The following is a 24,239-nucleotide window of genomic DNA, read 5'->3' as shown; positions in this document are numbered from 1 at the left end:
TCGATCACCTACCATATGCCATAACCTACATATTTTCTTGAAAGCTTATTCGCAAATAAAATGAGGATCAAGCCAAAGAAGGATTGAAACATCTGTGCCGCAGACGCTAAACTGTATTGCAACTGCTGCAGCCCTTGACGGTAAACCCATGTGTCTACGACATCCCCCACGGAATAAGTTGCAGGATTATAGAATAGGACGATTTGTTCAAAACCTGCATAAAGTACATTGCCAATGGATAGCGTCAGCAGGAAGATGATGAGCGGACGCAGCTCCGGAAGGGTAATATGCCATATTCGGCTCCATGGGCCCGCACCATCGATCTTTGCAGCCTCGTACAACGCCGGATTCACCGCGCTTAACCCCGCCAAATAGATGATCGTACCCCACCCGATCTCCTTCCAGATTCCCGAACCCACCAATAGCGGGCGGAACCAGCCCGGAGACATCAGAAAGTTGATTGTGTTTCCTCCCATTGCCTCGATTAAATGATTGATAAATCCTAAATTCGAGAACATGGCGAATACGACGCCGTAAACGATAACCATTGAAAAAAAGTGAGGAATATAAAGGATGGTCTGACTGATTCTTCTTAATAAATTACTGCGTAGATCAAATAAAAAAATGGCAAGAAGGATCGGCGGGAAAAAGCCAAAGGCTAGCCTCAACAGACTAATAATAACGGTATTTCTTAATGCCGTGTAGAATTCATCATTGGAAAAAATAGCGTGGAAATTGTCGAATCCGACCCAAGGACTCCCCCAAATACCTCCCAATATACGGTAATTTTTAAAGGATAATACCAATTGGATTACAATAGGGTAAATTTGAAAACTAACATAATATAAAGCGGATGGGACGAATAGCAAATAGAGAAACCAGTATTGTTTTAGCTTGATAAACGTAAGCATTTTGTTCCTTTTCAGCGCGTAGGATTGCTGCAATAAATGGCCTCCCTTCGTATTCCGTTATCAAAGCTTAATAAGAATATATTCGCTTTTAAGGGTGGGCGAAATGTGGCATTCATATCAAAAGGTATCTTATCTTAACAGCAATCACAGCGGGAATACTCGTAAAACAAAAAGCGCCTCCTTGATGCAGGGACTAGGAATGGAACACATTCACCGCCCTAAATAAGGAGTACGCATTAAATGAAGATCACCATTCAAGAAAGCAAATTCAACTCGAGATTGGAATTCGGAATGATACAATCGTTCCGCTTCCTTCCTCGCTCTGAATCACAAGCTCCCCACGATCGCCATAAATTCGCTTTATTCGCTGATAAACATTGGCAAGACCAACCCGCCGGGGTGCCGTTTCTTCTTCTTTCATCATTTGAATGACCTCGAACAGCCGCTCTTCGTTCATTCCGTCTCCTTCATCGATCACCCAGCCTGCAATTCGGTTTCCTTCCCGTTTTAAACGAATGATGATCATTATCGTGCCATCGATGGAAGAAACGCCATGATTGACCGCATTCTCAAACAAGGGCTGGATAATTAAGCTGGGTATCCTTTCATCCAGTACTTCGGGATGGATATCGTAATCGATATGCAGCCGTTCGCCGAATCTCATCGACTGTATATTCGCCAATTGCGCGATAAACTCAATCTCTTCTCGAACGGAAACCATACCGCTGACCCGCGTGGAATAATAACGAAGCAAGTGTCCGAGCGAAACAAGGCCGCGCTCGCCATTCGTCGTATCCCCCCGTTTGATGGTCATGCGAATCGTTTCTAATACATTATATAAAAAGTGAGGATTAATTTGGCTTTGCAACACCCGAATTTCGGCCTCCTGACGCAGCACCTGCACCTTCAATACCTCCTCAACAAGCGTGTGGATACGAGATGCCATTCGCTTGAATGCTACGGTCAAGTGGCCAATTTCATCGTATCGGGGCTTGCTGGGCGAGAACTGAAATTGGTTGACTTCTAGTTTTTTAACTTGAGTCGTAAGGGACCTAAGCGCAGTTGTCATACTTAGCGAAATAACGGCAGCGAAGAACATGGCCACGATGATTCCTGCAATGATCCATACACTGGTCAGCAGCTGCATTTGGCCAATTCCTTTGCTAAGATTGTCTAATGGGATATAAGCAACTACCTTCCACCCGGTTTGGGTCGATACGTTCCAGCTCGCCAAAACCTTCTTCCCGCCCTGCTTGATAATTTCGGAAGAAGAGACCTGCTTGTTTCCCTGGCTTAATGATTCCGACCAAGGCGTACCGATCCTATCGGAAGAGGTGGAATATACGACCCGTGAACGTTCATCAATGACATAAATGGAAGAACCTTCTCCGAAATTGACTCCCTGAAGGATGGCTTTCACCCAATCCAACGAGCCAGAAACTTGTAGTACTCCGTATAAATCCTTGCTAAATAAGCTTCGCACGGGCTGCACGATTGAGAAAACGAACGGAGAACCCGGAAGCATTACGTTCGGTATCGTCCCAAGCACAGTAGGAGAGTATTGATTCAAATCAACCTGCGGGTACCAATCCATTTTTTTGTAATCTTGTTGTATGGTATAACCGCCGGATTTGGATCGCAAATATACATCCCCGTTGGTAGCATAAAAAGCAAGACTAAGCAGATAATCGTTTGGCTTCATATCCATAAAATCAAGCGCCTGATTCAGTTCTATTCTGCGGTTTGCCAAATCGGTTCCATTGTCTGATTGGACGGAGCCCATTGCATCGATAAGCAATAAATAATAGGGGTTTGTAAAGATTAATTGGGAGGTAACCTTCAAATCGTTTACATAGGTATCGAGATGATGATTAACCTGCAGCAGTACCTGAGGAACATAGTCTTTGATTTGATTTTGCATGGAGGACTTGTATAAGGAATACGAATTGAATCCAATAATACTGATAAGCACAGCGATCATAAGTGAAAAAACAACCGTCATTTTGCTAAATATAGACCAATGCCGGAAGTGCAGCTTTCGTGAAAAGCGCATGCCTATTCGCCCCCAACTCGTGCTTTGGAATGCTGTCGATTGCCTGCTCGCCAGTTCCGGATACATGATGATTCTTGCTATGTCCAAGGGCTTGTCATTCAGAAGGTTACTCTATTTCTTTGGTCAAGACAGCGCTTGCATTAAAAGCACTGTAGTCCCAATCGAACTGAAAGTCAATACTCATTTTTGTTTGGGAAGGTGCCCCTTGAATCGTGGTGCGTGATCGGATCGATTCGGTGGGAATGGCGATTTATTCGTTAAAACAACGGCCTTTGTCCCAGACATTCAGGACAAAGGCCGTTGTTCTGCTAAACCAGTTGCTCCACCCGAACGCTGACTCCCTCTCGATTGCTGCGATCGGCTGCGAACGCAATCGTGCCCGCGCGCACGCCTGCGGCTACCGTGGACAGAGGCTTCACGCCATCCGCGATACAGTCTAGGAAACTGCCGACAATCGCCAGATCGCCGCCGCCATGACTGTCCGCTCCTTCGACATCGAGCCGCTCCGTGGTGCCATCCCAATAACGGTGCAACGTGATCTCTCCGGTTTCAAGATTACCTTGAATGTAGCCGGCGGTTCCATGCAACATCAAGTCTCTGCCCGGCAAGCCGCTGACCGAGATGGCGGTGAATACCCCTTGCGTGCCGTCCGCGAAGCGAACGTTAACGGTCTGATGATCGTTCACATCGGAATCCGAATGGAACACGCACTGCCCGTGCGGCGCAAACGTATCATCCGTGTACGCTTTACCATTAATGCTCTTATCAGACGCAAAGTCACGGAATCGCCACGGGCACTCCAATTCGCAATCGGAACAATTCAGCGGAGGCGCCTTATCCGTTGCATGGCTTACTCCTCCGAAAGAAGTAACCTCGACAGGATAAGATTGCTGCTCTTTCATCCAACACATCAGGTCCAGGTCATGCGTGCATTTCTCGTTCATGAACCCGCCCGTATAACGATGAAGCCGATGCCAACTGCGTTTGAACGTCGCCCCATGCTGCAAGCCAAGACGTTCGTTCATCTGAACGATCATGATTTTCCCGATCTCGTTCCGATCGACGGCCGCCTTGATCTTCTGATAGAAAGCAGTGTAGCGCAGCACGAATCCCACCTGAACGATCTGATCCGTCTTCTTCGCCAGCGCCATAATCTCGTTCGTGTCCTCTAATGTAGTAGCCAGCGGTTTCTCCAGAAAAATATGAAAGCCGTTATTTACCGCTTTGCGGAAAATGTCCATATGCGTCCACTCCGGCGTCATAATAAACATCGTATCCGCCTGCGAGCGAGGAATTTCCGCGATTGCTTCATCCACATCTTTATAAATTGGGATATGCGGCACGCCGTAAACCTCCAACCGGTGCCGAATCGCCTCATGCCCGGCCACGTGCGTATCCACAATGGCGGCGACTTCCCGGCCCAGGTCTTGCGTCAGCATTTTGGTAAAGAACAGCCCTCGCGCTCCGCCGCCTACAATAATAATTTGTTTTTTTGCCGATTGATGCTCGTTCATGTTGATACCCTCTTCGCTGTTATTTCTCGACCAATCCGATCGCACGATACAAGAACGTCGCCGCTTCCGCTCTGCTTGTCAGGCTCTTCGGTTTCATGAACCCGTTGGCGCCCGTTACAAGCCCGTACTCTGCCATCGTCGCCGCGCTGTCCGCAGCGTATGCCGCGATCTGATTCGCATCCCGATAGCCGTCAAGCGTTGAACCGGATGTTGCCGGCTTAATCGCCCCTGTCGCTTGGAGCGCTCGGGTCAGCATGACCATGACGTCCTGACGACTGATAGGTGCGCGAGGGTCGAAGTTGACTCCGTTCACACCCGAGACGATGCCTAGTTGTTTCGCAATGGAAACCGCATCATAGTAGTAGTCTTTCGGCTGCACGTCCGCGAAAGTCGATGTAAATTCGGCATGCAAGCCTAGCATATTAACCAACATCATGATGAAGTCCGCTCGGGTTACCGAGCTAGCAGGACCAAAAGTACCATTTTCGAGCGAAGTGCCTTGTACGACACCTCTCTCTGCCAGTTCCTCGATTGCCGCGCGTGCCCACTCATGCGAACCAAGGTCGGTGAACGTGACCGGCTTCGCAGTGCCGATTCCATAAACGCCGACATGATCTACGGAGAAATGCAGCTGACCTTTGTTTTTATCATAAGATGCGCCCTTGACGATTACCGCATGATTGCCCGCTGTCAGTTCGTAAACGCGCAACTTGGCCGCTTTCTCGCCTGGTTTCAATGTATAAGGAATGACAACCTGCATCGGTGCTTCTGGATTGCTCCAGGCCAAAGCTTTCCCGTCCAGTTGCAGCGCCACTTGCACAACCGGTCTGTTCCCAATGAGATCAGCCGCGTCATTGCCGCTCATCCCACCAGCTTGATTGCTCACCGTCACAAGCAATTTTCCGCCATTCGCCGCACCGGCACGAGCCAGCATGTCACCGGACAAAACAAGCTGAGCGTACGGCGTATCGATGTACAGATTCAGATGAGACTGATCTGCCAAAGAAGAAGCAGGAAGCTCAAGCGCATAGCTGCCGGCCGAAGCCAGCGGTTTCAATTCAATGCGAACGTTCTTGTCGCCGTTGCTATCAGCCTTCGCCTTGAGCATTGCGGCATTCAGATCCGAAGCTCCAAGCGAAGCCGAAGCCTGCGTGCCGTTCAGCGTCGGAACGAGCGTACCTTTAACCGAACCGTCCGCTTGCGGCACTGGCGTATACGTTTCCGTCACCGGCCCGCCACCACCGCCACCGCCACCTTCACCACTTACAGGCGGCTTGCGGTACTCGAAGGTCGTCCGCTCAGGCTCTGTCATCGCATCCGTTTCAAGCTCGACCTTATAGTTTCCTTCCGCTTCACCTGTCAGCGTGAAAGCAATTTGGAAGCTGCCGTCATCCCCCGTAGCCGTTTGTCCCGTATATTGGATGTCGCCGCTCGGGTCGAGCACTTTAACGTATACCTGCTCCTTCTTGCCATTCATCACCAGTCCGTCGATCATCACTTGCTTCGTAGAGGCGTTCGCTGCGGCCTTGATGCCGTCCAGCGTTTTCAGTTCTTGTTGAACGCCAAGATTGTAGACGCCGAATTCGTAGAAGGAATAGCCGTAACCCGTTGCCTTGGTTATCCCTTCAAACTTGATGTACCTTGCCGTCGTAGCAGGGAACACCACCGTGTTCTTCCCGTCCGCCGCAGTAATGACGCCATTGTTGGCGGCGATCAACGGTTGCCAAGTCGTCTTGTCGTTCGAGACGCTCAGACGGTATTTGTCCGCGCGCGCATATTCCCAATCGATGCGAATCGTATCGAACGTTTGCGGGCTGCCTAGATCAACCTGGAACCAAGATGTATCGCGAACTTCGCTCGCCCACCGCGTAGCCGGGGCGCTGTCCAATGCTTTCGAAGGCTCCAGTCCGACCGCTTCCGTCGAAGATGCTTCCGCTTGCTTGCCTTCCGCGATGCTTCCGATCCAGTAATAGACGCCTTCCTTCAACGCCGTATAAGCGCCCTCGGATACATAGTTACGATTTTTCGCGTCATCCAGCTTTGCATTAAACGCCTTCAAATAATTCTTTGCCTGCTCAGGGTTGCTTGCTTGCGTGCGCTTCATCATGATTAAAGCGTTGCGCATAGCACGGTTCGTGTCGGCGTTGTTCAACTGATTGTTGCCAGCGTACTTGTCAACGAGCGCCAGAAGGCCGTCAGCGCCGAGGCTGGCTTCGATGACATATTTCACCGTCTTCGATTTGGCGGCTGCCACCGTCAGCTCCAACACGTGTTTGCCCGGCTTGCCCGTCATATCGACTTCCGTTCCTTGCGTGTAGCTTTTGCCGTCGTATTTGGCCGTTACTTTGACGAGCCCGTTTCCGTCATCTCCCGGAATCGTCCACGTGAATTTGGCTTTGGTCGTATCCGGCACGACTGTATTTGTCGATAGAGGCTGGCCGTTCATAAACGCTGCTACATCCGGCGGAGGGGCATCTTGCTTCTGATACGTCCCTTTCGCGAATTGATACAGCCAATCGTAGAGTACACGTGTGGCAGGGTCAGCGCTTTTCGCTGCATTGTAGACAGCATCGTTGCCTTGATAGAAAGCTTTATAACCGTTCATTAGCCCCGTGTCCACACCGCTGTTCAAATAATCGATGTAGCGCTCGCGGAAAACAGCGTCGTTAATCATCCGGTCGTCGAATTCCAGTTCCAGAGACATGCCGTATCGTTTCGCAGCGTCCGCCGTGTTGCCTAGGCGCGCAATGTCCGTTGGCTCGAAGAAATAGTTCGGCTGCAGCGATGGAGCATCGATGCCGACATCTTTCCACATAAACGCTTTATAAGCCAAAGAATGCGGAATCCAGAACAGCTTCAAACCGGCATTATGAACGATGTCGCTCGCTCTCTTGATCATTTCCGGACCGGTCGAATGCACGCTGATTTGTTCTTCCAGCCAGTACAAGCCGACGAGTTCCAGGTTCGAATAGTTGGCGGCCGCCCACTTCGCTTTCACTTGGTCGACCCACCACTGGACCGCTTTCGCTCGATTATTGAGCGATGTGGTGTTGTCTACTTCATCAACATTGAAATTCAAGTTTTCGCCGTCAATAATGCCGAAATCGGACAGATACTCGCCCGGGTCCGGAATCATCAGAACGACCTTCGTCTTATGACTCGTCTGACCAAGCTTCCCGCCTACCTCAGCCGTCGCATCGTTCAGCGCGCTCATATCGCCGCCTGCTTTGAACGTTTTGTCCAAATACCAGTCCCATTCCGCTTTTGTGGCTTTACCAGCTGCATCGGGGGCCCCGAAGCCTTTTCCGTTATTCGACGTCAGGCCCAAGTACAACACGCCGTCGAACAGCCAGTCGGTTGGTTCGCCCTGCTTGTTCACGTAGCTGATATTCGGAATAATCCGATCCTTCGACCAATCGCCTTTGTTGTTCGCATAAAAACCGTTATACAGCAAGCCCAAGTTCTGAATGCCGCCTGTCGCCTCCCCTGGCTGCAGAAGTCCATAAGGCGTAGGCGATACCGTTTGAGCCCCTTCAAGCTCGCCGTCCGCGCCGATAATCGATACTTCGCCGATCTTGGTGTACGCTCTCGGGTGTATGGAAAACACGACCTTCACATATCGCGCATACACGAGTCCCTGGACATAGTCGCCGCGTTTCACGACTTCGGTTTCCGGGCTTCCGTCCCATTTATACGTCTCGGTTCTAGTAGCGTCGATCCACAGCGTCTGGGTGGCATTGTGAGATAGCACGCCCCAATTCACTTTATCGTCTGATACGTAAAAAGAAACGGTGAGCGGAACGAGCGTTTCGTTGTTAGGCCAATCATGCAGGAACTCAGCGCTCACTTCCTTAATCGTCTTCTTCTCGCCGAGATCAAACACAACCGAACGGGTATCCTTGTAACGTTGGCCTACCCAGCTGTCAACATTCCCATCCGTGAGCTTCGTCCCATCGTCCGGAAAAGCGGCTTCCGGCTGTTGCGACCACTCGTACGTTTTATTGCCTGCAACCAAATTACGAAATTCGGGTTCACCGCCACCGGGATCTGCCGCATATACAGATGACACCAACGATACAAGCAGTGCCGGGACAAGCAGTAAAGCAGTCAAGCTGCGCTTTATTCTCATTGTAAGCTCTCACTCTCTTTCCACATAAAAATGGTCTTATTGCTGCGACGCATTTTTCGCGCGCGCATCGAGCAAATTCAGAATGACGATGGCCGCCTCGGCCCGCGTTGCCGGAGCGTCCGGCGCGAACCGGTTGTCTCCGCGTCCGCTCATAAGCCCCGCATTGCTTGCCGCAGCCACATACGGTCTCGCCCAAGCCGGAATTTGTCCGGCATCCGCATAAGAAAGCTCAGCTCCCGCCGCAGGCTTCAGACCCAGACCGCGAACAATCATGGCAGCAAGCTCCATGCGGCTAATCGAAGCTTTCGGACGGAATGTGCCATCCGCGTAACCGCTAACTAAGCCGGAGTCGAGCGCCTGCGCAATATACGGCTTCGCCCAATCCTGAATCGATCCCGTGTCCGCGAAGTCAAGCGAGCTGCCCGTGCTTTGCAGCTTCAACGCTCTGACCAGCATCGCTACAAACTCATCTCGACTTACCGTCTTGTTCGGTTTGAATGCCCCATCGGCATAACCGGAAATAAATCCGAGTTCGACAGCCCGTTCGATCGATGCTTTCGCCCAATGGCCGGCAATATCATTTAACTTGACCGTCGATCCGCCGGTACCCGATCCACTTCCCGTGCCGCTGCCGTTTCCGTTGCTGTTTCCGTTACCATTGCCGTTGCCCTGATCTCCGCCGCCTTGCTCACCCGGATTCGGCGTAACCGGAGTCGGATACCATGGCGTTCCGCCAGCTAACGCTTTGATTTTGACCGTGAACGTTTTCGTCGCGGTAACTTCGCCTTTGTTGATCGAAGCGGTCAGTACGACCTCCATATCGGCCTGCCCGCTGGACGGACGCTTCAACAACTGACCGTTGGCATTCAAGTAATCCGGCTTCGAGCTGCTCCAGACAATGCGCGTACCCAATTGCCCTTTTTGCGGAAGATAAATGTTGGTAGAGACGCTTCCGCTCACGTTAAGCTGGATGAGACCCAGCGCGTCTTCAATCGTCAGGCGATCGCGCGCCTTGCTAAGCGCGGCATACATTTGGTCGGCCTCCGGCCGGGACAGTTGCGCGTTTTGAATTTTCACAATCGACTGCGCCATCGCATCCTTCAGCTGCGACCAGCCCTCTGCCGAGTAGTTGGCTTCCTTAAGGTCGTCAGTCTCGATCGCTTTCAGCAAATCGATAATCGGTCGAACATTGCCAAGCTTGTATTGCTCGCCATATACTTCGAACTCTTCGAAGGAGTAGCCGAACATCGTTGCCCGCGTGACACCTACAAACTTCACGTATCTGGCCGGCGTGCTTGGGAACGTCGTGACGACGCGTCCCGACTTGCCGATAATATCGCCGCCGTTGTCCTTCACGACGTTCGTCCAGTCCACCTTGTTTTCGGATACGAAAATGCGATACTTCGAGCCGTAAGCCGTCTGCCACGAAATCGATACCGTATCGATGTTCTTCACTTCACCCAAGTCGACCATGAACCATGTATCGTCGACCCAATCGCTGGACCACCTCGTGTCTCCTCTACCGTCAACCGCTTTGTCCGCCGTGAAGGACGAGGATTCCGGCTGAGAAGATTCCGCCTGCTTACTCAGCGCCAGGTTGCCTTTTAAATCTACGTAATTGTTCCATATGGCGACATCGTCTATCAAACCTTTGAATGCGTTCGTCGTGCTGCCGATTTTCGCCACCGGCAGAACGAATGTTTCCAGTCTGGTTCCGTCCTTCAACGTAGCCGTATACTCACTGCCGTTAATAAAGATCGATGTGCTCATATCGTCGCCAGTCATGACCACATGCGTCCAACGGTCGGTCGGCAGCACGTAATTGAATTCGCTTAAGTAGTCTTCCTTCGCGATGGCGATTTTGCCGCTGCCCCCGACGTTGTATTTCAACTGCCCATCCGGGGATTCCAGCAGAACGGTTCCTTGCGGGCTGTCTGCATCCGGCTTGATCCACATCGACAGCGTCCATCCGAACCCGAGCGTACGCAGCGGCGTGCCAATGTAGCTGGATCCGCCGTTAAGCTTCGCCGCCTTCCCGAACATGCCTTTGACCGAATCCACGTTTACTGCATGACCATCAAAGCCGTTGCCCGAACCGTCCACAAATCCGTTATCGAACGTGTAGTTGAGTACGAGATGGTTCGGATTGTTGACTTGAAGCTTATGCGACAGGTGAACATTAGGCGGATCCATATACTGGGCGGCATTGGCCTGGAAGCTGGCAAAATTCTTGTCGCTGCGGTTGCCTTTCCACAACTTCTCCGCCACCACCTGCATGGAAGGCAAAATCCGCTGATGCGTATCCGCCATCGAGACGCCTTTCTCTACGGAGATGTCGTTCCAGAGCGCGAACATTCCGCCTTTTAAGCTCGGGTGCCCATAAGGGAGCCTATAATCAAACCAGTCGTTCGGCTCCCAAGTATTGTAAATGAGAGCAAAATTCAAATAATTGGATACCTGCGGAACGATATAGAGCAAATTATTACTGGTGTTCACGATCTTGTATCCGAGCTCGACGGCTTGCTTGGTGCTTCCATACGGCTGATACCATATATCCATCGTCGCGTCGTTGCTAATCGACGTCGTGCCGTCATATGCGGTCAAGCTGCCCCACAGGCGCGCGTTCTTGTCCTTGCTCTTAATGTACTTGATGAGCATGTCCGTATAGCTACGGAAAGCTTCTTTGTTGCTACCGAAATATTCATCCGTCCCCACATGCACATCCGGGCCAATGAATGTCGGTCCAACGAATGTTGGATCTGTCGGATCTGTGACGTCCAAATATTCATCGAATAACGCTTTGATAAAGGAGATCGTCTCCGCGCGCGTGACATCGAGTTGATTGTTCGTGCCCAGTCGCGAATCGTAGGCGATGAAAGCACCGGAGTGCCCCGGCGTGTCGATTTCCGGTACGACGTTGACGCCGTACTCCATACCCAGCAATTGCAAATCTCTGAATTGCTCCTTCGTATAGTGGTCCTTGCTTGTAATGCCAGGGAACTTTTTACTCTCCAGACGGAACTTCCCGATGCCTGCGATATCGTCGTTCAAGTGAATCTGGAACCGATTCATCTTGTAGTAGGACATCAACTTCACGTAATCTTGCAAAAATTCAATCGTATAAAACTTGCGAGCTACGTCAAGCATAAAGCCGCGGTCGGCATACTTCGGATAGTCCCGCGTTTGGCCCTTCGGCATCGTCTTATGATCGGATGCGTGCTCGAGCATTTGCAGTATCGTTCTTGTGCCGTACATGACCCCCGTCTTACCGGAGGAGGCGATTGACGCAAAGTTGTCGATATTCAGCTCATAACCTTCGGCCCCTAATACTGAATGGTCACTGTCCAGCTCCAAATAAATGTCCCCGTCTTGCGGAGTGCCGGTTGTCACTGGCAACGACAGCTTCGTTAAATCCAGCAAATCCTTCTTCAAAATGTCGGCCGTTTGACTCAGCGCTGCTTCATCCGCCGCTTTCACCACAATTCGCGAGCTTTCCGTCAAATGAAGCTCGCCAGTACCACCCCACCATTCGCGCAAAGAAGGAATGATGCGCGGCTCGGGATTAAGTTCGCTCGTTTGCTTGTGCAGACCGGGCACCGTCACTAGCGCGTTGTCCGTCATAAAGTAGGTCGGATCGCTGTCGCTTTGCAGCTTCAGCAGCAACTGAACCTGCGTATCGACAAGCGGTGCATGAATATTTCCTGAGGCATCGATCACCGGCAAGCTGTCGGTATTCACGAGCGTCAACGTATATCCCGCCGGCACGGAAGGCAGATTCAATTGCGTATCGCCTTCGGAGATGGCGATGCTGCTCTTGGCCGCATCCATCATTGGCGGCAGCAGCGTCCTGCCTTCGTACACTTCGAATTCCCACAAGGAATACCCGTAAGTAACTCCCTCGATCGGACGGCGCTTAACGCCTTGAACCTTGACGTATTGCGCCTGAGTTTGCTCGAAGTCAATCGTGTCTGCACCCTTTGCAGCGGCGATCAGCACACGATTGTCCGCAAATACGTTCCGCCAGTTCGTCGGATTGCCAGCGATATCGACATCGCTAGTTACGAGAATTTGATACTTTTCCGCAGGCGTCTGCCAGTTGATGACGACCCTGCCGACCGTTTTGACCTCACCCAGATTGACATAAAGCCACTGGTCGTCCGTTCGATCCGATGACCACCGGGTATTGGGTTTACCATCTACCGCTAGCTCAGGTCCGAGAAAATCCACCTCATTCGACGAAGAAACTGCCGTCTTCCCCAGTGCCAAGTTGCCCGCTGCGGCGCTCGACCTGTCCGATTGGACGGTAACCAAAATGAAAGCGGTAACAAAAATCGTAAAAAAAGCAACTCTTTTGATCAGATGCACTATACTTCCTCCCATCGTAATCGTGCTGCCGCAACGCCCCTGCAAGGTCAGAACCCCCAGATGCTCCATTTAATCGCGGCACCTTCATTATAAGGAGGCGTATTTCCCGCTTCGATATACTTGTGTTTACATTCCGTATACATTTGTGTACTTTGGCTCGTCCAAGACGCGATTCGGCATGCAAAAAAGCGAGGGAGCAGTTACGCTCGGCCTCGCTTTGGATTAAAATCATTCAATTTCGTCCAACTTACTCATCTTCCTTAAACACAGGCTTGATCTTCATCTCGAATGCAAATTCCCGCTCGTTAAACCGATATTGCTCCGCCAACTCCGGACCGCAGGAGTTCGAGCCGACGCCGCTCATCCGATAGTCGAGATGAACGATAGTTTCCGCACTTTTCTGGAGCAGATGCGCATGAGTGGCGCGTGTCAGTTCCTCTACGGAATAATGAGAGGCTCCGAACGAGAACGGAAGATTGCTGTCGAAACGAAGTCCCATACCTTGCTCGTTGGACACGATCGCCCACTCCGTATCGTATCTGGACCCGTTCTCCTGCGGATAAATGTAGGATTCGAACATCTCATCCACCGTCAGCAAATAATGACCCTTTTTCACGCTGCGACGTTTGTCGATATAGCTTTCATGCGGGCCGTAACCCGCATACTCGACTTCTTCGTTACCTCGCGGCATCGTTAACTGCAAGCCGAATCGCGGCAAATACGGAAGTCCTTCGCGGACCCGAGCCTGCACCGCAAGCTTGATTTGCCCGGAGCCGTCAATCGTCCATGTTACCTCTCCGTTCAATACAGGACGCTGGGTATGGCTGCCAAGCGAAAACCGCACGTCAATCTCGACCGTTCCTTCATCCCGTTGTCGCCACTCGCATGCATACACTTTCATTTGCGTGCGGTCGTAACCTTCCTCGATCCACAGCCTTTTCACATGCATATCGTTGTCGATCGGCGCCCTCCAGATGGCGAAGCGCGCAGGAGCAGCCAACATCTCCACACCATGTTTCTTCAGACTGTTGAATGTTCCGCCGGCCAGATCGAACGAGTAACGGAAATGTCCGCCCTGCAGCAGGAGCTCTGACCCGGAAACGCGAGCGCGGAGAGGCGAAGCGGCGACAACCGCAGAAGCCGCCGGTTTCGGCTGACTAGCTCCAAGCTCGAATTGAGCAAATGTCAGCTCATATCCGGCTTCCGCCCACGACGATTCCTCTTTCGTCCGAACAGAGAACGTCAGCAATCGCGCAGTGGATGCAGCGGCATCTTCGAGCTCTAGCTTGATAAGTTGTGCCTGGTGAGGGCCGGCCTTAAGCTGCCAGATCGTCCCTTGGCGTACGATCTTCCCGCCTTCTTCCAACTTCCATTGGATATAAATGCGGGATAAATCCGTGAAATCGTACAAGTTCTGAACTTCATATGCCCCTTCCGCAGATGCTGACCGGACAATTTTCACCGGCGCGACAACCTGCTTCAGCTCCAGCAGCCCCGTATGCGGTCTCCGATCCGGAGTAACAAGCCCATCGATACAGAAGTTGCCGTCGTTCGGCTTGTCGCCGAAGTCCCCACCGTAAGCAAAATAACGTTCACCCTTAGGCGACTCCACGGCGATCCCATGATCGGTCCATTCCCACACGCAGCCGCCCATCAGCTTCGGATAACGGTAGATGATCTCCCAATAATCATGCAGATCGCCGGGACCGTTGCCCATCGCGTGGCTGTACTCGCATAGGAAAAAGGGTTCCACATTCGCAGGATCTTGCGCATACGCTTCAAGATCGGCCGGGGATGCGTACATTCTGCTTAGCATATCCAGGCTTTCCGTATTCGCGCTTCCTTTATTGTGCGGAGCTCCGCCTTCATTATGGACCAGTCGCGAGGTGTCGCGGGTTCTTGTCCATTCCTGCATCGCGATATGGTTGTCACCGTAGCCTGATTCGTTGCCCATCGACCAGATGATGACGGACGCGTGGTTTTTGTCCCGCTCGACCATACGCACTGCCCGATCAAGGAAAGCATCATGCCATGTGGGGTCATTCGTTAAACGGTGAATCTCGTTATCGATCGCGTTATCTCCACTGCCGATGCCGTGGCACTCCAGATCCGCCTCATCGATCACATAGAACCCGAACTCGTCGCACAAATCAAGAAAACGCGGATCGTTCGGATAATGGGATGTGCGGATCGTGTTTACATTGTGCCGCTTCATCAGCTTTAAATCCCGGATCATGTGATTGATCGGAATCGTCTGCCCCAACGAGGGATGAGAGTCGTGGCGGTTAACGCCTTTGAGCTTGACCGCCTGTCCGTTGATACGGAAAACCCCGTCTGCGACGTCCACTTTGCGGAACCCTACCGGAAAATATAACGTCTCTTCTCCGGCTTGCAAGTATAGACGGTACAGATAAGGCTGCTCGGCGTTCCACAACACCGGACGGTCTACAGCTAGCTTAATCGTCCCTTCGCCCGAGACCAATGCTTCTCCGGAAGCCACCTGCACGCCATCTGCATCCGTTAAAACGGCAGATAACCGGACGTCACCCACCGCTTCCACTTCAATCGCGAGATTGGCCGAGCTGAAATTGTCCGCGAACTCCTGCTTCAGGAATACATCGCGCACATGCTCCCGGTCTCTGGCCAGCAAGATGACGTCCCGGAAAATACCGGAGTAACGCCAAGCGTCCTGGTCTTCCAAATATGTGCCGTCGCACCATTTCAGCACCATGACAGCGATTCGGTTAATTCCGCTCCTCAAGCCGGTAAGCCGAAACTCCGCCGGAACGCGGCTGCCCTGGCTGTATCCTACGAAACTCCCGTTGACCCATACGTAGAAGCAGGAATTCACTCCCTCGAACACGATGTATTTGTCTTTATCCGCCCACTGTTCCGGAACCTCGAATTCTCTTGCATACAGCCCTGCCGGATTGCGGTCCGGCACGTAAGGCGGGTCGCAAGGGATCGGGTAATTGATATTCGTATATTGAAGCTGGTCGTATCCATTCACTTGCCAGCAGGACGGAACGAGCAGCTCGTCCCACTCCGAACGGTCGGCTCCTTCTTCATAGAAACCTTCCGGCACATCCTGTACGCTGTCATAGTAACGGAACTTCCAGCTCCCGTTTAACGTGCCGTAGAAGGGCGAATTGCCTCGCTTGCCAGCTGCGGCCGAGCTCTTGTCGGCATAAGGAACATAGTGCGCTCTGGCCGGCTCGCGGTTCACTTGCAGAACGGAAAGGTCTTCCCAATATTTTGTGATAGCACTCATAAGCGCAATCTTCCTTTCAATAGGTTCGATAGCTTGCCTATTTCCATTATAGATTGTGCTATACTGGGTCAAACAACTTTCGGAATGGACACACTTTCGTACAAAATGGACATTTTGAGGAGGGAGTCAATCTGGAGCTAAGCTTGCGTTCGAATTTATCGACTGAGGAAATTGCTGTTCCGTTTACTGTGTATACGGCTGGCGTGGGCCAGCAGGAAGAGATGAGCCGCCTGGAGGGGTTCTCCGCCCACCAATTGTTGATCACAGTGTCGGGCAAAGGAAGATTGCATTTGTTCGGACAGAACAATTGGGACATTATCACTGACCATACCGTGATGTACATTCCTGCCGGATGTCCGAGCGAATATGCTCCGCTGATCAACGGCGACTGGCTTGTCGCTTTCGTGTCGTTCCATGGTTCGGAGAGCGCCAGAGCTTCATGGGGGTTTACAGACACCCCATCTGTCCTTCCGATTCGCTCTACTCATCGTTTGCTCGAACTGTTAGAGCGCATCTGGCACCATTCAGGGCCCCACTACGATGCATGGGCGGCGTCCGAATTGCTTTTGTCGTTCCTAACGGAGTTTCGCAAGCAATCGGCAGACAGCTCGGACCCGAGCGCCTTGCTACGTCCAACTCCCGGAGCGTCGCGCTCGACAATCGTCCTTAAAGCGGCGAAATATCTTCAGGACTACATGCACTTGGACATCAGCATGGCCCATCTGGCCGAGCAGGTCGGCTATTCGCAGAAGCAACTGACACGCTTGTTTCTGCAAACGTTCAAGACGACGCCCTTGCAATATTTGCGTCGCGTTCGGCTGACGGCAGGACAGCTAATTCTAGAGATGGACGAGAGTATTTCCATCGGTCAGGTCGCTCGTCGCGTCGGTATGGACCCAACCTACTTTACCCGCGAATTCCACCGCGCATACGGCTTAGTGCCGGGCGAGTACAGAAAGCGGCTCAAAGCGCGCGACGAAGAGTAAAGTCCTTTAGCCGACAAGCTTTAATCCGACAACAGAGAAAATGACGCCAAGGATGCACCCCATTCGCAGCCAGCTTCTCGACTCCCGGAAAAAGAGCATGCCGACGATCGCCGCACCGACCGTGCCAATCCCCGTCCATACCGCATAAGCGGTCGCGAGCGGTATCGTATTCATCGCTTTGATAAGCAAATTAAAGCTTAGAAGAAACCCGCCAATCAGAATGAGGTTATTCGTCCAGTTATTCTTTTGCGCAACGCGTTTCAGCCCGATGACCCCGATCACTTCCAATAGCCCCGCCGTAATCAAATACAACCAATCCATTACGTCTCACTGCCTTTGCTGGACAATTTCAGACCGATAATACAGGCGAGCAATGTCAAAATAAAGACGATTCGCAATCCGCTGACTTCTCCGCCGGACCATACGATTTCCACGATTGTCGTCCCGAGCGTGCCCATCCCGGCAAACACGGCATACACCGTACCGATCGGCAACGTCTTGGCGGCACGAATGATCAGATCAAAGCTGGTTAATAGAGCGATCAGAACAACAATAGGGGGAATCGCCTCATATTTGAAGCCGCTCGCCCACACAATTTCCAACAACCCGCCGATGACGACATAACCCCACGCCTTCGACTCGCTTATCCGTTTATCCATTTTTTCCGTCATTGCCGTTACCCTCCTGTACGTACTGTAAGTGCCAGTCGACAATGCGATCAATGTAAGCCATCACGTCGGCATCCATACCGTACACTTTCGTCTCCTCGCCTTCTTCCGGGCGAATCATAGACCAATACTTATCGATTAGCGCCTCATCCTGTTGAAACCACTCCATCGACACGGCTACAATCTGCGCGGCGAGGTGTTGGGAAATCGGCGAGGAAGGCGGTTCATGCATATGCTCCTTCACCTGCCGAATCAGTTGCGCCCACTCCATGCTTCGGGGATCGTTCGCGCTGAGGTCCGGCAAACCTTTAATAATTTCAATTTCACGTTCCGTAAAATGTTGCGCCAGAAACTTGTCACTCGTGTCGGATGAAGACCGCAACGCTCGAATAAACATAAAAATATCTTCGGATTCGACGTGGCCTTTCATTTCGAATGCATGACGAGTCGTGTGCAGCAGCATCTCCATCTCGTTCAGTCGTTTTTTCTCTTCCGCAATGGTCGCCAGTTCAAAGTCCAAATAAGATTTCCAACGGGAATCCTGCGAGCCTTTCTCCACGGAAAGCAGTTCCTTAATGGAAGAGAGGGTAAAGCCTAACTCTTTCAGAGCCGTAATATGTCGCAGAACTTTGATCTCTTCATTGGAGTAATAACGATAGCCCGACTCCGCTACTTCCGCCGGCTTCAACAGCCCGATCTCGTCATAGTACCTCAACGTTCGGATGGATATGTGCGTCTTCCTCGACAGTTGCCCGATACTGTACATGATGTGCGCGCCTCCTCTTCAACACAAGTATATAGTCTCACGTATACGAGAGAGTCAAGTGAATGCGCAAAAAAACGCCCCGACAGCCGGTTCATGGCGATCAGAGCGCTTTCTGTCTGATTACTTCTTCAAATTTGCTTTAGAGACAGATCCATGATTTCCAAGGGCTTCATCTGGATCTCGCACTCTTTCCCTTTATACACTAGCGTCCCTGCAGTCGGCTGTTCCGCCAGATTGACCAGCAGGACTCTGGCCGCCTCCCTATGCCAGATCAGCAAGATATTGCTGCCCGTAGTCAGCATCGGATAGGCGACCGGCCCGCCTGCCAGCAGCTTGCTGCGCAGCCTCTCGATCTCAACTGCCGCCGGCAATTCGCCGGCGGCATAATCCAGCACCTCGACATTGCTCCCGCCCAGTGCCTCAAGTTTCTGCCGGTTCCGTCGATAGGCGGTCTGGTCCATTAGCACCGTTCCGTAATGAACGAACCGCCGCTCCCATTCGGGTGTCACTTCGTAGTCTCCGACAAACAGCAAACAATCCGCGCCTTCGAACTCCGGAGCGTCTCCGGAATCCGGACCGTCCTCAAAGCCTGCGCGCACTGGCCTCACTGGCAACCCTGCGAGGATCGGAAGCGTATACGGCTGTATCGCCTCCGCATGCCAGCTGGTGCCGTAGGCCACATGAATCGGGCTATCCCGCTCCGATCGTGCGCAGCGCTCCTCCAGCGCTTTCAGCTCCGGCAGTTCCGATGCGAGAAGCCGCCAGTATTCCTCCGTGATCAGCCATGTTCCGCTCATGAGCAGCAGATTGGGGATGCCGGCGATCAGCGCCAGCCTCGCTTTGAAGATCAGGTTGTCCGGACTTAGCGCCTTGGCGGGAAAAACGGTCGTCTCGCTGAAAGCATACTCCCTGCCCATCGCATCCAGATGATAGATCATGCTAAACCACTCGCTCGCTTTGCCCTCCGCCGTGCCGAAGGTGCGGTCGTCGAAGTGAAACTCCCCTACGCGAAACAGACAGTCTGGGATCCTCTTCTTAACTGCCGCGATGTCGATGCCTTGGCGCTCGTCGCCCAGGTGCATCACCATCAGGCCAACACGGACATCCTTATCAGCCATGGACGCCATGAAGCCGGTTAATTGCTCGCATTGATAAGCGATCCATTCCTTGACCAGCGTCTGATCGCTTGCGTCGTCCCTCGCCCTGACGAGCGCCGCCCGGTCAACATTCCGCGCATAAGCCGCGTTGAACCCGGCGATCGCCCTATCGCTGAAGCACCCGCTCATGCGCTCTCCCCATAATCCCGAACGCAGATCGTCGTCAATGAAAAACTGAGTGAAGCCCGCCGCCTTCAATTCCCGGACTGATCGGACATTATCCTCGATCATGGCGTCCTCGATCGCCGCGCAATAATAGACGGGCAGGCCTTCATGATCCAGCCGATAGGACCAATGCGCGGGCAGGCGCAGGTCGAGCGAGTCGTCATCGGGGTTAAGCCCGTTGCCCGGATGCCCGACCGGCAGTTGGATCACGCCGACCTCAAACCCGTGAACCCGCAGCAGGTCCGCCGCCTTCACCATCTCCTCAATGGGAGACCAGAGCTTCCCGAAGAAAAAACCGTAAAGCCAGATCGTGTTCACGCCCGCTTCCTTCAGCATGTCGAGCGTCAACGGTCCATGATCGGCATCCAGCACGATCGCTGAATCCAATGAATAGTGTAGTTTCATCTCATCACCCTAGTATGGCTTCGTCCACCAGACGCGCGACAGGCTCAGCGGCGCCATGCAGCTCGAACAGGACAAGCTCGTTCATGCCTTTGCGAAGCAACGGCGCGGGGACATACAACGTCTGCTGCGGACCGATGTGCCAGTACCGTCCGAGGTTGAAGCCGTTCACGTAGGCCACGCCTTTGTCCCAGCCTTTCAACGCCAGAAAAGTGTCAGCCGGCTCATGAACCTCAAACGCGCCTTTATAAAAGGACGGACTCTCCTGTTTACGCACCTCGTCGTCGTATGCCAACCCGCTTAGATTCTGCAGCGGAAGCATATGAATGGTCCAGCCGTAAATATACTGGTTGCCGAACCGAACACCCTCCGTAATCCCTTTCCGATCCAACAGATATGGGCCGAAGTTGGTTCTACCCATGTTCTCAACCAGAATGCGCAGCTCTCCCCCGCCTGCCGGAACCGAAAGCCGAATCCGCTTCTCCCGGTCGGCCCGCTCGATCACTCCCAAATAGACGCCGTCGAAAAAGACGAGCGCGCGGTCGCGAACCTCCTGAAGGACGAGCTCGTTCTCTTCCCGAGGTCCGGAGAGGCGTGCCGTATAGAGAATGAAGCCGTAGTCCTGGCCCAGCATCTCCATCGGCTCTGGACATGTCCTCATCTGTGGCGGCGATGACAATCGGTCCAGCGAATCGAACAAGGAAACCTGCTCCGTCATCGTCACATCGCCATATGCCATCTTGCGGCTCGGCTCGGGCAATGCGGGCGGTTCGGCCTGTGTATACTTGGCGAGCGTCTCCCGAATGGCGTAATATTTCTCGGTGGGATCGCCTGCTTCGTTCAACGGCGCGTCATAGTCGTAGCTGGTCACGTCCGGCAGAAAGACATCGTCCATGATATTCGCCCCGTTGTAGAAGCCGAAGTTGGTGCCGCCATGGAACATGTACAGATTGATCGATGCGCCAAGGCCCAGCATCTCGTCCAGCAGCTCCGCAATCTCCTTCGCGTCCCGCCGATGATGCGTTTCTCCCCAATGATCGAAGTTTCCGTCCCAGAACTCCGTACACATGAGCGGCTGATCTGGCTGGTACTGCCGCAGCATCTCGAACGCTTCCCGAGGCTTCTCGCCGAAATTGACCGTCTCCAGCACGCCGGGCACCATGCCGCCCTGCAGCAGGAAGTCGACGGGACCGTCCGAGGTGAACAGTGGGACGTCCACGCCTCTTTCCAGCAACGCCTGTTGGAGATATTGCAAATACTGCGTATCGTCTCCGTAGCTGCCATACTCGTTCTCGATCTGCATCGCGATAATCGGCCCGCCGTTCGTGCACAACAGCGGCTTCAGTAGCGGGATCAGCCGATCGTAGTAGCGGTCCACTTTATCGAGATACGGCTGATGATAACAACGCAGCCGCATGGCAGGATCGGCAAGCAGCCAGGCCGGCAGCCCACCAAAATCCCATTCCGCGCAAATATAAGGGCTCGGCCGGACAATCACGCGCAGATCCAGCGCATCGGCGATCTCGATAAAACGAACCAGATCCGCCATTCCGGTAAACTCGAACCTGCCTTCGTCGGGCTCGTGAACATTCCAAGCCACATAGGTTTCTACCGTATTAAGCCCGCACGCCTTCAGCTTCCGCAGCCGATCCTCCCAGTATTCGGGCACGACGCGGAAGTAATGGATGGAGCCGGACAAAATCCGGAACGGCTTGTCATCCAGCCAAAGCTGTCCGCCTTCGATCTTGAAAATCGTCATATTTCCCTTCCCTTCCTATCTGTCCGGCCAGCGTACGGCTTGAAAGGATCCCGTTTCCGCAGACGCCTTCGCTTTTAAGCAGATCAATGCGCTGAGCAGTCCCGAGTCCAGCGGAGAGATCGAGTCAGCCGTTCTTCCCTTCATGATGTCGATGAAATTGCCGATCAGCGCATCGTCTCCGCCGCCATGGCCGCCGGAGAACGCCGCCAGATCGATGCTGTGCGTTTCGACGATGGGCGTATGATGCATGTAGACCTTGACGTCGCTGCTATGCCAGTCGAATTCAACCGTGCCTTTGTATCCCATGAACCGGGCGCCTCTGGCTCCGGCTTTTTTCCTGACGAAAAAATTTTGCGAGTAATTGACGTGCATGCCGCTCTCGTACTGAATGATCACGCTGCCCGAGTCCTCATTCCCCGTGTCCACCGCGAAGCAGCAATAATCGCCAATCGGCACTTCTCCGGCTTTGCGCAGGTTTTGCGGGCTTTCCTGGCAGGTGTCCTGATCCTCGCAATCCTTGCATTTCAGTCCCGCTGGCTTATTGCCCTTAAAGATCCTTTTCGAGGTCATCGCGCAAACCTGCCGGGGATTCGTGCCCAATACATAACCGATATAGTCCAGATCATGCGTAGCCTTCTGCAAAAACATGCCCTGCGTTTCCTGCTCGTCCCTATACCAGTAGTGATAATAAACGCCGCCGTAAGTGACGTTGTTCACGGCTTGCACGTGCTCGACCGTGCCGATCTTGCCCGAGTCGATGATCGACTTGACCAACTGTACATGCGGCGTCACCCTCAGCGGAAAAGATACCACGACCGGAGGCTTGGCCGAGCGCTCGTAAGCATCCCGCAGCCGGATGAGATCGTCCATCGTCGTGGCGATCGGTTTCTCTACGTACAGCGGCCATCCTTTCGCCAGCACTTTGACCGCCATCTCCGTGTGCAAGGAGCACCGGGTGCCGATACAGACGCCATCGTACGGACCATGTTCCAGCATCTCGTCCGCATCCGCGTAGAACTGAATTCCCGAGACATCGGCACCCTCCGCGATCATTTCGCTTCGAATCGCTTCGCTCCGAATATCGGCGATCGCCACAATCGCGCAGCTATCGTCCTGCTGCTTCATAATGCCGAGCAGTCTCTTGATTTGAAGACCGTACCCGATCACTGCAACTCGCGTCATCCCAAGCTCCCCCAACTTGGACATCATCCCTTCACGCTTCCAAGGACGATGCCTTTTACGAAATACTTTTGCAAAAACGGGTACACCATCAAAATGGGCAAGGCGCCCAGGAAAATCTGCGACGCGCGCGTCGTCCGGTCGGAGATCTCGGCGAATTCCTGGATGTTGGCCATGTCCAGCTTCATCGGATTGCTGTTGATCACCATCAGCTGCAAATAAGTCGACAACGGATAATTTTCCGGAAAGTTCATCAGAATGAGCCCGTCGAACCAGGCATTCCAATGGCCAACGACCGTGAATAAAGAGATGGTGGCCAGTGAAGGCATGGACAACGGAACGTACATGGTCCACAGCACCCGCCAGTGGCCGGCACCGTCTATAAAAGCGGATTCCTCGATTTCCTTCGGTAAGCCGCGAAAGAAATTGAGTAGCAGGATGACGTTAAACACTGGCACTGCCCCGGGAATAACAAGCGCCCAGATCGAGTCGATCAGCCCGGTTTTATTGATCGTCATGTACCAGGGGATGAGGCCGCCGCCGAACAAAATCGTAAAGATAAAATACCAGGCGTAGAGTGTACGGAACTTGAAGTCTTTGATCTCCTTGGATAAGGGATAGGCGCATAAAATCGAAAGAGCGATGTTGATCGTGAGCCCCAGCGCCACCCGTTCCAGCGTAATGCCAAAGGAGGCGAAGAACTCTGGTTTATTCAAAATGTAACGGTAAGAGGCAAGCGTAAAATCGACGGGCCACAGCTTGATCAGGCCTGCAGCCGCGGCAGAGCTTGAGCTGAACGAAATAGCCAGCATATGAATGAGCGGAAGCAGACAAAGGACGGAAAGGGCAATAAGAAAAATATAATTTCCTGTTACGAACACCTTACGCCCAAACGAAAGCCGATGATGCAATGC

Annotated in this window: 14 protein-coding genes; 1 reads left to right on the top strand and 13 read right to left on the bottom strand. The window is 52.8% G+C overall.

What is annotated here, in order from left to right; genetic code table 11:
• Positions 1–8: 8 nt before the first annotated feature.
• The 6 genes from ACFPOF_RS01560 to ACFPOF_RS01535 form a co-directional block, all read right to left on the bottom strand.
• A complete protein-coding gene (locus ACFPOF_RS01560) occupies positions 9–944 on the bottom strand; it encodes an ABC transporter permease (RefSeq protein ID WP_378128931.1) in 936 nt (311 codons plus the stop codon).
• Between the two features lie 235 nt (positions 945–1,179).
• Positions 1,180–3,030: a sensor histidine kinase gene (locus tag ACFPOF_RS01555; protein WP_378128929.1), complete on the bottom strand. Its 1,851-nt coding sequence runs from the start codon at positions 3,028–3,030 to the stop codon at positions 1,180–1,182.
• Between the two features lie 242 nt (positions 3,031–3,272).
• A complete protein-coding gene (locus ACFPOF_RS01550) occupies positions 3,273–4,478 on the bottom strand; it encodes a Gfo/Idh/MocA family protein (protein WP_378128927.1) in 1,206 nt (401 codons plus the stop codon).
• A 19-nt stretch (positions 4,479–4,497) separates the two neighbouring features.
• Entirely contained in the window at positions 4,498–8,607 is a 4,110-nt protein-coding gene (locus ACFPOF_RS01545) for a DUF4855 domain-containing protein (RefSeq protein WP_378128925.1), read from the bottom strand.
• Between the two features lie 36 nt (positions 8,608–8,643).
• Positions 8,644–13,041 (bottom strand): S-layer homology domain-containing protein, encoded by a 4,398-nt coding sequence (locus ACFPOF_RS01540; RefSeq protein ID WP_378128923.1) that lies wholly within the window; start codon positions 13,039–13,041, stop codon positions 8,644–8,646.
• Between the two features lie 178 nt (positions 13,042–13,219).
• On the bottom strand, positions 13,220–16,243 hold the full coding sequence (locus ACFPOF_RS01535) for a glycoside hydrolase family 2 TIM barrel-domain containing protein (protein WP_378128921.1): 3,024 nt from the start codon (positions 16,241–16,243) through the stop codon (positions 13,220–13,222).
• Positions 16,244–16,386: 143 nt separating this feature from the next.
• Between ACFPOF_RS01535 and ACFPOF_RS01530 the strand changes: the two genes are divergently transcribed.
• Positions 16,387–17,229 (top strand): helix-turn-helix domain-containing protein, encoded by an 843-nt coding sequence (locus ACFPOF_RS01530; RefSeq protein WP_378128920.1) that lies wholly within the window; start codon positions 16,387–16,389, stop codon positions 17,227–17,229.
• A 6-nt stretch (positions 17,230–17,235) separates the two neighbouring features.
• Here the strand turns inward: ACFPOF_RS01530 and ACFPOF_RS01525 are convergent, their stop codons facing one another.
• The 7 genes from ACFPOF_RS01525 to ACFPOF_RS01495 form a co-directional block, all read right to left on the bottom strand.
• A complete protein-coding gene (locus tag ACFPOF_RS01525; RefSeq protein ID WP_378128918.1) occupies positions 17,236–17,550 on the bottom strand; it encodes a DMT family transporter in 315 nt (104 codons plus the stop codon).
• Positions 17,550–17,900 carry a DMT family transporter gene (locus tag ACFPOF_RS01520; protein WP_378128916.1) on the bottom strand — a complete coding sequence of 117 codons (351 nt, stop codon included), beginning with the start codon at positions 17,898–17,900 and terminating at the stop codon, positions 17,550–17,552. The genes ACFPOF_RS01525 and ACFPOF_RS01520 overlap by 1 nt, the downstream gene beginning before the upstream one ends.
• Positions 17,881–18,663 carry a MerR family transcriptional regulator gene (locus ACFPOF_RS01515; protein ID WP_378128914.1) on the bottom strand — a complete coding sequence of 261 codons (783 nt, stop codon included), beginning with the start codon at positions 18,661–18,663 and terminating at the stop codon, positions 17,881–17,883. The genes ACFPOF_RS01520 and ACFPOF_RS01515 overlap by 20 nt, the downstream gene beginning before the upstream one ends.
• Before the next feature lie 128 nt (positions 18,664–18,791).
• Positions 18,792–20,390 (bottom strand): hypothetical protein, encoded by a 1,599-nt coding sequence (locus ACFPOF_RS01510; protein WP_378128913.1) that lies wholly within the window; start codon positions 20,388–20,390, stop codon positions 18,792–18,794.
• 4 nt (positions 20,391–20,394) lie between these two features.
• Positions 20,395–22,146: a glycoside hydrolase family 35 protein gene (locus ACFPOF_RS01505; protein ID WP_378128911.1), complete on the bottom strand. Its 1,752-nt coding sequence runs from the start codon at positions 22,144–22,146 to the stop codon at positions 20,395–20,397.
• A 15-nt stretch (positions 22,147–22,161) separates the two neighbouring features.
• Positions 22,162–23,355, bottom strand: a complete 1,194-nt coding sequence (locus ACFPOF_RS01500; RefSeq protein ID WP_378128909.1) for a Gfo/Idh/MocA family protein — start codon at positions 23,353–23,355, stop codon at positions 22,162–22,164.
• The gene (locus ACFPOF_RS01495; protein ID WP_378128907.1) at positions 23,352–24,236 is read right to left on the bottom strand and encodes a carbohydrate ABC transporter permease; all 885 of its coding nucleotides are present in this window, start codon (positions 24,234–24,236) and stop codon (positions 23,352–23,354) included. Before ACFPOF_RS01495 ends, ACFPOF_RS01500 begins: the two co-directional genes overlap by 4 nt.
• Between the last annotated feature and the right edge of the window lie 3 nt (positions 24,237–24,239).

It is taken from the genome of Cohnella soli (assembly GCF_042655525.1).
Lineage (GTDB): Bacteria > Bacillota > Bacilli > Paenibacillales > Paenibacillaceae > Cohnella > Cohnella soli.
The sequence above is the reverse complement of the archived record's forward strand: the minus strand, read 5'-3'. Positions and strand labels throughout refer to the sequence as shown.